The following is a 14,091-nucleotide window of genomic DNA, read 5'->3' as shown; positions in this document are numbered from 1 at the left end:
ACTTTCAATAGAAAGAAGAGGTGAGCACAATGAAATTTCAGCGTATTCAGGATTTACGTACAGACGCGGATCTGTCCCAAAGAGAATTAAGTGAGATTCTTCATATCAGTCAGCGTTCTTATTCCCATTATGAAACGGGATCCCGTAATATTCCTATCGAAATGCTTATCCGGCTGGCAAATTATTACGACACCAGCATCGATTATCTCGTCGGCCGCACAGACCGCAAAAAAATGATTAAATAAAGAGATCCCCGGAAATGTGGAACAGTTTCGGGAATTCCTGTATCGGGATTCCCTGATTGCCAAAATCCGGGGATTCTTTATTTTACCGTGTTTTATTTTTTTGATCATTCCGTATAATAGGTTTCTTCTTCTCCGTAGGGAATCTCATATTCTTCTGTATTTTCATCAGAAGAATCTTCACTGCTTTCGCTGTAGGATTCCTGTTCATAGGAATTTTCGTTGCTTTCATTATAGGAAGCATCTTCTTCGGAATTTTCGGATACTTCCAGGGATGGCTCCTGCCGGGTCATAATAGACTCTGTTTTCGGATAGGTCAGAGATCCATCTCCCCGTTCATATGTTTTTACCTTCACATAAAGCTCACCACTTTTATCGAAAACAAACTCTCCTTTTGCCTTATTCCCTTCGGAATCCTTAAAACGGAACTGTGTGGCATTTCCTGCTACCTCTGCAGTCACATCTGCTTCTGCGGTCATGGAAGGATCTTTTCCATTCACTCTCTTATAGGTAAAGGAAACAGATTTCAGACTGATATCATAAATATCGATCGTTGTCAGCCCGTCTTCGCTGTACCAGATCCCTTGATAATTTTCCGGTTCAAATGCCGGAAGGATTGTCGGGACCGGTGTCAATGACGGTGTCGGTGTCGCTGTCGGAACCGGTGTTGCTGTTGCTGCCGGAGTTGCTGTCACCTCCGGAATACTGTCCAATGCAGCCAATGCGGCCTCTCTTCGTTGTTCTTTTTCCACTTTATCCCTGTGGGAAACATACAGCATCCCTCCCAGTCCTGCCAGAATAAACAGAATGATCAACAGGATCAGAACTGCTCTCAGCCGTTTTTTTCTTCTTTTGTTTTTTCTCATCTGCATTACCTCTGTTTACTATAGCATACAGGAAACCCTTCTTGTATTTCTCAATTCTGCTTATTTTTTCTCTTTGATGATACCTTTTCTGTAAGCTTCCAGAAGCTGGATCAGCTCACTGATCCTTTCCTTCAGAGCAGTTCCGGTATCGGTATCACCGACCAGAGTACGTTTGTTATTGTAGTGAACTGCCACCCTGTTGGAAACAATATCCTGCTCCTTGGCTACCGCTTCTTCCGCAGAAGTAAAAGGCTCATGAGCAGACAGGATCAGCCCGTAGGAATTATAAACCAGTGTATAACCGGCAATCCCCGTAACCTTCTGATATGGTCTGGAAAAACCGCCGTCGATCACAAGAACTTTGCCATTGCATTTTACAGGACTCTCTCCCTCACTCTGGTGAACCGGCACATGCCCGTTGATGATGTGACCTTTTTCCGGATCCAGTTCAAATTCACGGAGCAGATCATCTACAACATTCTCATTTTCCAGAAGATGATAGTAGGCATTTTTAGTTTCTTTATGTGTTTCCTTATCTTTAATAAAATAACGTTCAAAGGTGGTCATCTTGTCTTTTCCGAACAGCGGTGAATTCGGAGCTGCCCAGATATACCACATAATATCCCTGCCTTTACGCTTTTCATCCTCATTTACAGAGAAAAACGCCCGGCGCACATAAGTCTCAAGAACATCGTACAATTCTTTTCCTTTGTAGGTTTTTCCATAAATCTGGACTTCTTTCAGACTTCCATCCTCATTAAGCGGAATACTTCCATGGAACAGAAGATTTCCATTATAAGTTTTATAAAGGCCTCCCTTGTCCAGAAGAAGCCGGACATGATTCTGCAGTTTCTCGCAGTTTCGGAACGCGGAATCCAAGCGTTCCATTACATCCTTTTCCTCTGTAGTAAGTTCATATGGCTTTTTCCAGTCAATAGTAGGAAAATATGTATCGGTCAGCGGATATTCTTTTCCGTCCGGAAGTGTGATCATTCCCTTTTTCGGATCGATCCTATGAAGCAAACAACGATTTTCCATATGGAATTCTTTGTGCCGGCGGATCAGCTGCCCCTCCAGCTTAAACTGGATAATGGCAATAGCCTTGTGCATTTTCCGTCCAAGCTCTTCTTCCAGAATACTATAGTTATTGGCATCTCCCTTCATCTCAAAAGCAGTACATGGATCATCCTTATAAGCCTCCATTGCAAAGGTTGCCAGAGGCATGAGATTGATCCCATATCCATCCTCAAGAATATCCATATTTCGGTAACGGATGCTGTTCCGGATCACCGTTGCAATGCAGGCTTTCTGTCCTGTAGCAGCTCCCATCCAGACCACATCATGATTTCCCCACTGGATATCCAGCGAATGATATTTCATCAAACGATCCATGATGAAATGCGGGCCCGGACCTCTGTCATAAATATCTCCCAGCACATGAAGATGATCCACAACAAGACGCTGGATCAGTTCTGCCAGGGCAATGATAAAATTCTCTGCCCGGCCGATCTCAATGATCGTATTGACGATGGCATCGTAATATGCTTCTTTGTCCAGAACTTCCGCTTTCTCTGTGATCAGCTCCTCGATCACATATGCATAGTCTGCAGGAAGTGCCTTACGGACCTTGGAACGGGTATATTTGGATGCCGTTGTCTTGCATACTTCGATCAGACGATAAAGTGTGATCTTGTACCAATTCTCCATGTCTTCTTCCTGTTTTTTTACAACCTCCATCTTTTCCTTCGGATAATAGATCAGTGTGGCAAGAGAACGTTTGTCGCTGTTGCTTAAGGTATGTCCGAATACATCATCGATCTTTTTTCGTACAGCCCCTGATCCATTCCGAAGAACATGGGAAAACGCATCGTATTCTCCATGAATGTCCGACATGAAATGCTCGGTACCTTTCGGAAGGTTTAATATAGACTGCAGATTGATGATCTCTGTTGAAGCCTTTGCTATAGTAGGATATAGCTCCGCAAGTCGCTGCAGGTATCTTAATTCTTCTTTTTTCATAGTATCTGGTATCCTCCTGGGAGTTCTCACTGCCAGATCAGCCTTCAGGATAAACGGCAGTATTTTTTATTTATTGTAAGCCCTTCCGGTATCATATATCAACCCGTAAAATCAAACAGTGACATCTGATTGGACTGCGGGATATCTCCAAAAAGATCCATATCATCCATCAGATCGATAACGGTCTTGCTGACCTTGGTACGATCACGGAAATCATCCTTGGAAAGGAATCTGCCTTTTGCGGCAGCATCCACAACTGCCTCTGCTGCCTTATCTCCAAGACCCTCTATGGTATCCAGAGCAGGCATCAGTTTATCTCCGATGATCTGGAACCGGTGTGCCTTTGCCTTATAAAGATCGATCGGCACAAAATCAAAACCTCTGGCGTACATTTCCTGTACGATTCTCATATCCTTCAGTGTATCCTGTTCCTTCTTGGATGCCTCATCACCTTTTTTCCGGATCTCCGCCATATAATATTCCAGACGTTCTTTTCCCATGCACATCAGTTCATAGGAAAAGGAAGTGGCACGGATACTGAAAAATGCTGCATAATAAGCCAGTGGATGAAACACTTTATACCAGGCGATACGATACGCCATCATAACATAGGCTGCCGCATGGGCTTTCGGGAACATGTACTTAATCAACTTACAGGACCAGATATACCAGTCCGGAACATCATGCTCTTTCATAGTCTGGATCCATTCCTCACGAAGCCCCTTTCCCTTACGGACACTCTCCATGATGGTAAACGCCAGACCACTTTCCACTCCTTTTCCGATGAGATAGATCATAATATCATCTCGCGTACAGATTGCTGTGGAAATGGTAGCTGTACCATTCTGGATCAATACCTGGGCATTTCCAAGCCATACATCCGTGCCATGGGAAAGTCCAGCAATACGTACCAGGTCAGAAAAATATTTCGGCTTGGTATCGATCAACATCTGCATGGCAAAGTCTGTACCAAACTCCGGGATCCCGAGGCATCCCAGCCTGCAGCCGCCGATATCCTCCGGGCTGATCCCCAGAGCCTGCGTTCCCGCAAACAGGGACATGACATCTCTCTGGTCCAGCGGAACTGTTCTTGCACTGATGCCGGTCAGATCCTCCAGCATACGGATCATTGTCGGATCATCGTGTCCAAGTATATCAAGCTTCAGAAGATTTCCGTCAATGGAATGGTAATCAAAATGTGTGGTAATGATATCACTGTTCACATCATTGGCCGGGTGCTGCACAGGTGTAAATTTCTCAATCTCCTCACCCATAGGCAGTACGATGATACCTCCCGGATGCTGGCCAGTAGTACGGCGGACACCGGTGCAGCCCTTCACGATACGGTTGATCTCACAGTAACGCTTGTGCTGCCCCCGTTCCTCATAATAGTTCTTCACATAACCAAATGCGGTTTTTTCCGCAAGGGTACCAATGGTTCCCGCCTTAAAGGTCTGCCCTTTTCCGAAGATAACCTCTGTATACCGGTGGGCATTGGCCTGATATTCACCGGAAAAGTTCAGGTCGATATCCGGCTCCTTATCACCTTTAAAACCAAGGAATGTCTCAAAAGGAATATCAAAGCCTTCCTTGTTCATCCTGGCACCGCATTTCGGACAGATCTTATCCGGCATATCACATCCTGCCATACCCGCGTATTTTTTCACCTCAGGGGAATCAAAATCACTGTATTTACAGTCCGGATTCGGACAGAGATAATGAGGCGGCAGAGGGTTTACCTCCGTGATACCGGACATGGTCGCTGCCAGAGAAGAACCTACAGAACCACGGGATCCAACCAGATAGCCGTCCTCATTGGACTTCCACACAAGCTTCTGTGCAATGATATACATTACCGCATAACCATTGGAGATAATAGAATTCAGCTCCCTGTCCAGACGGTCCTCCACGATCTTCGGCAACGGATCTCCGTACATTTCGTGGGCCTTCGTGAAACAGATATTCTTAAGATCCTGCTCGGAGTTCTCAATGACCGGTGGAAATTTATCCGGATGGATCGGTGATATCTTCTCGATCATATCCGCGATCTTATTGGTATTGGTGATCACCACCTCTTCCGCCTTTTCACTTCCCAGATAGGAAAATTCCTCCAGCATTTCCTCCGTTGTACGAAGATAAAGCGGGGCCTGGTTATCTGCATCAGAAAATCCGTTTCCTGCCATGATGATCCGTCGGTAAACCTCGTCCTGAGGATCCATAAAATGCACATCACAGGTGGCAACCACCGGTTTTTTGAACTGTTCTCCAAGTTTTACGATCTTCCGGTTTATCTCTTTTAAGTCTTCCTCAGAATTGATCATATCATGTTTTTCATCCGCAAGCATAAACGCATTGTTCCCAAGAGGCTGGATTTCCAGATAGTCATAAAAATTTACCAGTCTGGCGATCTCCTGATCCGGTGCATTGCGAAGAAGTGCCTGATAAAGCTCTCCTGCCTCGCAGGCACTTCCCACCAGAAGGCCTTCCCTGTATTTTTCCAGCACGCTTTTGGGAACCCTTGGTCTTCTGTGATAGTACTTTAAATGGGACTGGCTTACCAGCTTGTACAGATTGATCCTTCCGGTCTCATTTCTTGCAAAAACAATAGCATGGTATGTGGGCAGCTTTCGGATGGTATCCGGTGAAACCGCCCCCTGCCTGTTCATCTCATCCACATCAAAAATATCTCTTTCTTCCAGCATCTTTACAAACCGCACAAAAATCTCTGCGGTACATGCCGCATCATCCACAGCTCTGTGGTGATGATCAAGAGAAACACCTACTGCCTTGGCTACCGTATCCAATTTAAAACGGTTCAGGGCAGGAAGAAGGAATCTAGCCATACCAACGGTATCCACATAAGTAAAATCATCCGAAATCCCCTGCCGTTTACAGTTTTCAATAATAAAGCTCATATCAAAGTCCGCATTATGGGCCACCATCACGCAGCCCTCACAGAATTCCAGGAATTTCGGCAGTACTTCCTCTATCACAGGTGCATCCAGGACCATGGAATCATTGATGCTTGTCAGCTGCTCAATACGGAACGGAATGGGCACTTCCGGGTTTACAAAGGTGGAAAAACGATCTGTGATCTGTCCTTTTTCCACTTTTACCGCGCCAATCTCAATGATCCTGCAGGTTAGTGCTGAGAATCCCGTAGTCTCAATATCAAAAACAACAAAATCTCCATCCAGCCGCTGCCCTTTGGAATTGGTGACCATACCCTTCAGATCGTCTACCAGATACGCTTCCATTCCATAGAGCACCTTAAAATCAGACTCCTTTGGAACACAACCGCCCCAGGCATCAAAGCAGTGATTTGCCTCCGGGAAGGACTGCACCACGCCATGATCCGTGATAGCGATAGCCTTATGTCCCCACTCATAGGCACGTTTTACCAATGCCTTTGCATCGCTGACACCATCCATATCGCTCATCTTGGTGTGACAGTGAAGCTCCACACGCTTCTGAGGACTGGTATCCATTCTTGTGCTGGTAAAATTGGCGATTTTCTTGATACCTGTAATATTTCCAATAGTAAGCTCACTGTCAAAACGGTCAATGGTGGTAACTCCCTTCAGCTTCAGGAATGCGCCTTTTTTTACACTTTCCGTCACTTCCGGAACCTGCTCGTTACGCAGAAACATCTTCACAACAATACTGTCCGTAAAATCGGTCACAGGGAAGATCAGGATCGTTTTCTCATTTCGGATCTCACGAGCTTCCACATCCATAACCTGACATCGGATGATAACCTCACCCATCTCACCGGTAATGCTCTCCAGCGGAATCGTTTCTCCATCAAAATCTCTGCCGTAAACCACATCCGGATTGCTGTCCCTGCGGAATCCGAAGCTGCCGCGGAAATCTCCCTTCTGAACCTTCTGCTGTTTTTTGTCAACGGATTTCTTCTCGTTTGTCTTTTCGCCCTTCTTATCTCCAGAGGTTTTCTTTGTCTCTTCCCTGGCTGTATCCTCCTGCTTCGGTTCGCTTTCCTGATCCCCGCTGAGTTTGGCATGCTTCAGGACATTTTCCACTTCCTGTTTGATCTGAAGTGCAGCATTTTTCCGGTATTTACTCTCTTTCACTTCCACAAAATCCAGTTCCACTTTCAGATCCATACCGCAGCGTTCACAGAAAACCTTATGAAAATATTCAACAAGTATTTCGCTTTTCTGTCTGGAAATAACCGTATCCGGAAGCTCCATACGCAAGGTATCTTTTCCTGTAAAAATGATTTTTGATCTGCGGAACAGATTGTACTCCAGCATGTTATAGTTGCGCAGCTCCATCTCCATACTGGAACGGTAGCTTTCCAGAAAGTTCTCCGGTGTATACTGCTCGGAAAGATGAAATTTTTCCACAACTGTTACAGTCATGGGAATCCCCGGAAAGCACTGCCGTTCGATCTCATCTTCCAGCGCAAAAATATTCTTCTTGTGTATCCAGCGGCTGCTTTCGATATAAACCCTCAGATGAGTTCTTCCGGGGTTCATGGAAACCTTTGTCACAAATACCATGTCCAGAAGTTCTTCCAGCTCTTTCTTCACTTTAAGATGCGGAAATACATCAAAAAAATCTTTCTCCATTATGACTCCTGCTCATTCCAGGTAAGAAGTTCCTGACGAAGTGTATCCAGAAGATCCGTTTCCTGTACTTTTTTTACAACATCTCCATGCCGGATCAGAAGACCAACACCATCGCCTCCTGCAATTCCAAGATCTGCTTCCTTCGCCTCTCCCGGTCCATTTACCACACAGCCCATAACCGCAACCTTAATATCAAGAGGAATATCCTGTACCATAGTCTCTACCTGGTTTGCAAGGCCGATCAGATCGATTTTTGTTCTTCCGCAGGTCGGACAAGAAACAACCTCCACGCCTCCTTTGCGAAGTCCCAGCGTTTTCAGGATCCTTTTGGCTGATTTCACTTCTTCCAGCGGCGCGCCTGTCAGAGAAACACGGATGGTATCTCCGATTCCCTGATACAGGATGATCCCAAGTCCGATAGCTGATTTGATATTTCCCGAATACAGAGTTCCTGCTTCTGTAATTCCCACATGAAGAGGATACTGTGTTTTTTCTGCGATCAGTTCATGGGCTCTGGCGCACATGAGAACATCAGAAGATTTGATGCTGATCACAAGATTGTCATATCCCATCTCTTCAATGATGTGCACCTTATCAAGAGCACTCTCCACAAGTCCTTCGGCTGTAACACCGTGATATTTTTCTACCAGTTCTTTTTCAAGGGAACCGCTGTTTACTCCTACACGAATAGGGATATTCCGTTCCTTTGCTGTATCCACAACTGCCTGGATCCTCTCTTTGGAACCGATATTTCCCGGATTGATACGGATCTTGTCCGCACCGTTCTCCATGGCTGCAATGGCAAGGCGATAATCAAAATGGATGTCCGCAACCAGCGGAATATGGATCTGCTTTTTGATCTGGGATAAAGCCTTCGCAGCTTCCATAGTAGGAACTGCGCAGCGGATAATATCACAGCCTGCTTTTTCCAGTGAAAGGATCTGCGCAACCGTTGCTTCTACATCTTCAGTTTTCGTATTGGTCATGGACTGGATAAGGATCGGATTTCCTCCTCCGATAACACGATTTCCAATTTTTATTACTTTTGTATGATCTCTGTACATAAAAATCTCCTTTATGAATCCTGAAAGGCAGGTGTCTTCAAACGCCCTGCCTTTCCTTTCCGAACTATCTTTTTACTCTTACTCCTAACGTCGGATCTCCAGCAGCTTTGTTTTCAGTTCGTTTTCCATACGTCTCATATCTGCCTCTGCTGCCTGACGTTTTTCACGGCCTTCCTGCTGGATTTTCATCACATCATCCAGTGTCTGGATCAGTTCCTGATTGGTTTTTTTCAGAGTTTCAATATCTACAATACCACGCTGGGATTCCTTTGCAGTTTCCACAGATGCCAGGTGAAGCGTTTCCGCATTTTTCTTCAGAAGTTCATTAGTAAAATCCGTAACCTGCCGTTGTGCCTGTGCGGCTTCTGTGGAGTGCGCGATCCCTAGAGCCAGCACCATCTGGCTTTTCCAGAGAGGAATGGTATTTACAATGGTTGTCTGGATCTTCTCGATCATCGTCGTATCATTGTTCTGGATCATGCGGATCTGCGGTGCAGTCTGCATAGAAATGGTTCTGGTAAGCTCCAGATCATGAAGCTTTTTCTCAAAGCGGTCACATTTGCTTTCCAGATCATTGGCAGCCTGTGCATCTTCCGGAAGTCCGCTTGCCGCTGCCTTCTGATGCAATTCGTTGAGCTTGCCTTCTCTGACTTCCCTAAGCTTCTTTTTACCCGCAAGAATGTACATGGAAAGTTCTTTAAAGTATGCAAGGTTCTGCTCATACATTTTATCCAGCACGGCAGAATCTTTCATCAGACGCATCTGGTGCTGCTCCAGAGCTTCCGTGATCTTCGTCACATTTCCCTCGGCCTTTGTGTAACGGTTTTTCAGAGTTTCCACCTTCGCTGTCTGTTTTTTGAAAAAGCCGAAAAATCCCTTTTCCTCTGTGGCATCAAAATCCTTCAATTCTCCTACCACATTTGCAAGAAGCTCTCCTGCCTCCCCAAGATCCTGTGTCTTCACATTTACCAGCGCTGCATCAGAAAAATCTGCCATCTTCTTCTGAGTGCCGGCTCCGTACTGCAGAATCTGGTTTGTATTTTCAATATCGATCTTTGCTGCAAAATCTTCTACGATTTTCTGTTCCTGGGGAGATAACACCGGTTCCTCTACTGCAGGCTCCTGGGGTTTCTCCGGTTCTTTTTTTGCAATTTCTTCTTTTTCTTCCGTGAGATCCGGTTCCAGAGTCAGCACCGGTGCTTCTACCTCAAAGTCTTTAAATTCTTCTCCCATAAGCATTCTCCTTGATCAGCTGTACCTTCCGGCAGATGTCTGTATTTCAGCTTCTGATCTGCTCGTTGTACTTATTTCATTTCCGCATTCTGTTTCATTTTTTCGAAATCATCCTCTGTCAGTCCCTCCTGTGCCAGAACTGTATGCAGCACAGAAATATCGGTGGATACATCCCATGCGGTATCCCGGAATATGGAATCCAGAAGTTTCTCAAAAGCAATATTCAGTGTATCAATGGTTTCTTCAATTTCTTTCTTGGAAGCCGTGATATTCTCGCCCTGTACAGGCTGTCCATCCATATCCTCATAAGCTTCCAGAAGCTTCACAGTCATGGGCAGATAGTAATCCATCATTTTCTTAAGATCCGGAATCACCTCCGGATGCTCTCCTGCACGCTCAAAAATTTTCTGAACGATCATTTCCATCCTGGAAATCTTTGCGGAAATTTCTTCCCCGGGAATGGCGTCATTGCTCTCACGGATCTTTACCAGAAATTCATTTCCTTTTCTCAGGACTTCCTGGGCTTCCGGACTCATATTCTCCTCCAGCTGAACCTTAGGATCTGCTTCCTGTTTACGAAGCTCCAGCTGCTTCTGTGTTTCCAGATACTGCTGATAGGTCTCATTACTGGTGATCAGACAGGTTCCCTGCTCATCCACATGGCCTTCCAGAAACCAGCCCTTCTGGATCATTCTGCTGATATCCTTTTTTACAAATTTCTCGTTCTTTCCTGCTGCCTGGGCAAGCTTCTGAAAATTACAGTAGGTGTGGTCTCCCAGCGCACGGATATATTTCTGGAAACGTCCCAGTCTTCCGAGACGGCTTGTTCCTGCTCCCAAAAGAGCACCGCCACCTGCTGCGCCTGCACACATCACTCCAAGCACACCTGCTGCAAGTGCACCGCTGTGTCCAATGCCCATCCAGATCAGAAGCACCATGGCTCCAAGCCCCATGCCACTTAAAAGTATCCCACCGGAAACTGCCATCATCATGCCTTTGAGATTCTCACCGGTAGTCTTTCCGTAGAGCAGTTCCGACTGTTTCCTTGCAGCCTGCTGCTTTGCTTTTCTGCTTCTTCCGTAATAAGGGCTCTGGTATGTATAGCTTTTCTTACGGAATTCCGGATCAGCACCCGGATCAAACACGGAATTCAGCGCATTTTTCAGCGCTTCGCTTCCGGAATCAATGGCCTTATTTACTGTCTGGTTGATCGTATGGCTTAATTCGTGATAGCTGTTTGAATTCACTGCATTATCTACAATATCCTGAATCTTTTTTCCAAGGTCTTCAAATTCGTGATTGTCCATTTTTCCCTCCAGTCCATAGATAATTTTTATTATATCGAAATCATATTAAAATTACAAGCAAATGAAAAAAAGGAACAAAAAACTATTGAAGTCATCACGTAAAAGTTTTACAATGGTAAAAAGTAAAAATTGTAAACGGAGGAATCGTTATGGAAAAAAAGAACATCGACTGGTCCAGCATCGGATTCGCTTACATGCCAACCGACTACAGATACGTGTCTAATTTTAAAGATGGAAAATGGGATGAGGGTACTTTAAGCACAGACCCTAATATCGTACTCAACGAGTGTGCTGGTGTGCTTCAGTATTCTCAGAGTGTATTCGAGGGTCTGAAGGCATACACAACAGAAGACGGACATATCGTTACTTTCCGTCCTGACCTGAACGCAGAGCGTATCGCTGCATCTGCGGCAAGACTTGAAATGCCGGTATTCCCGAAGGAAAGATTTATCGACGCTGTTGAGCAGGTTGTTAAGGCAAATGCTGCATGGGTTCCGCCATATGGTTCCGGCGCAACACTTTATCTTCGCCCGTACATGTTTGGTTCCAACGCCGTGATCGGTGTTAAACCGGCTGACGAATATCAGTTCCGTATCCTTACAACACCGGTTGGTCCGTACTTTAAAGGCGGCGCCAAACCGATCACGATCCGTGTCAGCGACTATGACCGTGCCGCACCTTGCGGAACCGGTAACATCAAGGCTGGCCTGAACTACGCAATGAGCCTTCATGCTATCGTAGATGCTCACAAACAGGGCTTTGATGAGAACATGTACCTTGATCCCAAGACTCGTACAAAAGTTGAGGAGACAGGCGGAGCAAACTTCATCTTCGTTACTAAAGACGGCAAGGTTGTAACACCGAAGTCTGACAGCATCCTTCCTTCCATCACACGTCGTTCTCTGATCTACGTTGCAAAGGAGTACCTTGGACTGGAAGCTGAAGAGCGTGAGGTCTACTTCGATGAGGTTAAAGATTTTGCAGAGTGTGGTCTTTGCGGTACTGCTGCAGTTATCTCTCCAGTCGGAAAGATTAATGATCACGGCAAAGAAATCTGCTTCCCAAGCGGAATGGAAAAAATGGGTCCGGTCATCCAGAAGCTGTACGACACACTGACCGGTATCCAGATGGGACGCATCGAAGCACCGAAGGGATGGATCCACGTAATCGAGTAATTACCGGATTTTCGTCATTATACATAACATTAAGCACAAAAAAACAGACCGCCGTATTTTTTTCGGTGGTCTGTTTTTTTATTATTTCTTCATTGTTTTTCTGTACAAAGCGGGCATTCTCATTCTGCTTTATGATCTGTGCTCACATTATCTATCTTTTCTCTCATATTTCACAAACGCATATTCCAGATCAAAGTATGTCTGTTCTTCACTCTCCGCTGTGATCTCCCAGTCCGGGTCCTCATCCAGGTTTGGAAAATACGCATCCGCTTCATATGCAAAATCGATTTTTGTCACATGAGCTGTATCACAGTACGGAAGCATCTGTTTGTAAATACTGTCTCCGCCGATACAGTACACATCCTCTGCCGGATATTTCTCCACTTCCTTCAGTGCTTCCTCGATGCTGTGAACGATCACCGCACCTTTTACCTGATAATCCCTGTTGCCGGTGATCACAATGTTGGTTCTGTTTTTCAGAGGAAGTCCGTTTGGAAAAGACTCCAGTGTTTTTCTTCCCATAACAACCACTTTTCCTGTAGTTTCCTCACGGAACATCTTCATATCTGCCGGAATACTTACCAGAAGTTCATTATTTCTTCCGATTCCCCAGTTTTTATCTGCTGCAACAATAATATTCATTCTTGCTTCCTTTCTTTATGCAATTATACTGCAATGGGAATATTTTTGATCTGTGGCCATGTCTCATAATTCTCCACGATCAGATCATCGGTGGTGAATTTATAAAAATCCTTTATCTCCGGATTCAGTTTTACTGTCGGTGCAGGATACGGTTTTCTGGAGATCAGTTCTTTAATTACCGGAATATGACGATCATAAATATGGCAGTCTGCGATCACATGAACAAGCTCTCCGGCTTCCATATCGCAGGCCTGTGCGATCATCATGAGAAGAAGAGAATACTGACACACATTCCAGTTGTTTGCAGCCAGGATATCCTGCGATCTCTGGTTCAGCACCGCATTAAGGACCAGCTTGTCTTTTCCGGGTTCCTTGGTTACATTGAAAGTCATGGAATAGGCACATGGGTAAAGATTCATCTCGTGGAGATCCTGATGTACATAAATATTGGTCATGATCCTTCTGCTGTACGGATTGTTCTTAAGATCAAAAAGAACTCTGTCTACCTGATCCATCATTCCCTCTTTATACTGATGCTTCACACCTAACTGATAGCCGTAGGCTTTTCCGATGGAGCCCTTCTCATCTGCCCAGCTGTCCCAGATGTGGCTGTGAAGATCATGGATATTATTGGATTTCTGCTGCCAGATCCATAGAATCTCATCCATTGCACTCTTTAACGCTGTTTTTCTTAAAGTCAGTGCCGGAAACTCCTTCCGGAGATCATAACGGTTCACAACACCAAATCTCTTGATGGTATAAGCCGGAGTTCCATCCTCCCACACAGGACGTACCTTCTCACCTTCTGTGCTGGTTCCGTTTTCTATGACATCTTTGCACATGTCAATGAATATATTATCTGCAAGACTCATTTGTTGATTTCCTCCTGTAATTTTCTTCTATTCGATCCCGGGCTGCTTTTTTCTTAAAAATGCCCCTGAAATTTATTTT

At 45.1% G+C, this 14,091-nt stretch carries 10 protein-coding genes; 2 read left to right on the top strand and 8 right to left on the bottom strand.

Features of this window, described 5'->3' with window-relative positions; genetic code table 11:
• Window positions 1–29 precede the first annotated feature (29 nt).
• A complete protein-coding gene (locus ACTNDQ_RS09430) occupies window positions 30–245 on the top strand; it encodes a helix-turn-helix domain-containing protein (protein WP_015524345.1) in 216 nt (71 codons plus the stop codon).
• A 104-nt stretch (window positions 246–349) separates the two neighbouring features.
• Here the strand turns inward: ACTNDQ_RS09430 and ACTNDQ_RS09425 are convergent, their stop codons facing one another.
• From ACTNDQ_RS09425 to ACTNDQ_RS09400, 6 genes are all read right to left on the bottom strand, one after another.
• Entirely contained in the window at window positions 350–1,108 is a 759-nt protein-coding gene (locus tag ACTNDQ_RS09425) for a hypothetical protein (protein ID WP_092071416.1), read from the bottom strand.
• Window positions 1,109–1,168: 60 nt separating this feature from the next.
• Window positions 1,169–3,127 (bottom strand): fructose-1,6-bisphosphatase, encoded by a 1,959-nt coding sequence (locus ACTNDQ_RS09420; RefSeq protein WP_173753359.1) that lies wholly within the window; start codon window positions 3,125–3,127, stop codon window positions 1,169–1,171.
• Window positions 3,128–3,225: 98 nt separating this feature from the next.
• Window positions 3,226–7,719 carry a PolC-type DNA polymerase III gene (locus ACTNDQ_RS09415; RefSeq protein WP_441064449.1) on the bottom strand — a complete coding sequence of 1,498 codons (4,494 nt, stop codon included), beginning with the start codon at window positions 7,717–7,719 and terminating at the stop codon, window positions 3,226–3,228.
• Entirely contained in the window at window positions 7,719–8,783 is a 1,065-nt protein-coding gene (gene ispG / locus ACTNDQ_RS09410) for a flavodoxin-dependent (E)-4-hydroxy-3-methylbut-2-enyl-diphosphate synthase (protein ID WP_288787257.1), read from the bottom strand. The genes ACTNDQ_RS09415 and ispG overlap by 1 nt, the downstream gene beginning before the upstream one ends.
• An 84-nt stretch (window positions 8,784–8,867) precedes the next feature.
• Window positions 8,868–10,016, bottom strand: a complete 1,149-nt coding sequence (locus tag ACTNDQ_RS09405) for a toxic anion resistance protein (protein WP_059085427.1) — start codon at window positions 10,014–10,016, stop codon at window positions 8,868–8,870.
• 71 nt (window positions 10,017–10,087) lie between these two features.
• Window positions 10,088–11,323, bottom strand: a complete 1,236-nt coding sequence (locus tag ACTNDQ_RS09400; protein WP_279198841.1) for a 5-bromo-4-chloroindolyl phosphate hydrolysis family protein — start codon at window positions 11,321–11,323, stop codon at window positions 10,088–10,090.
• A 149-nt stretch (window positions 11,324–11,472) separates the two neighbouring features.
• On the opposite strand from ACTNDQ_RS09400, the gene ACTNDQ_RS09395 reads away from it, so the two are divergent.
• Window positions 11,473–12,498 carry a branched-chain amino acid aminotransferase gene (locus ACTNDQ_RS09395; RefSeq protein ID WP_021651824.1) on the top strand — a complete coding sequence of 342 codons (1,026 nt, stop codon included), beginning with the start codon at window positions 11,473–11,475 and terminating at the stop codon, window positions 12,496–12,498.
• Between the two features lie 147 nt (window positions 12,499–12,645).
• Here ACTNDQ_RS09395 and ACTNDQ_RS09390 read toward each other — a convergent pair whose 3' ends face one another.
• Window positions 12,646–13,140: a dihydrofolate reductase gene (locus ACTNDQ_RS09390; protein WP_015524334.1), complete on the bottom strand. Its 495-nt coding sequence runs from the start codon at window positions 13,138–13,140 to the stop codon at window positions 12,646–12,648.
• 23 nt (window positions 13,141–13,163) lie between these two features.
• A complete protein-coding gene (gene thyA / locus ACTNDQ_RS09385) occupies window positions 13,164–14,012 on the bottom strand; it encodes a thymidylate synthase (RefSeq protein WP_092071400.1) in 849 nt (282 codons plus the stop codon).
• Window positions 14,013–14,091: the final 79 nt, after the last annotated feature.

It is taken from the genome of Blautia massiliensis (ex Liu et al. 2021), assembly GCF_052064225.1.
Lineage (GTDB): Bacteria > Bacillota > Clostridia > Lachnospirales > Lachnospiraceae > Blautia_A > Blautia_A fusiformis.
This window is presented reverse-complemented; position numbering and strand designations above follow the sequence as displayed.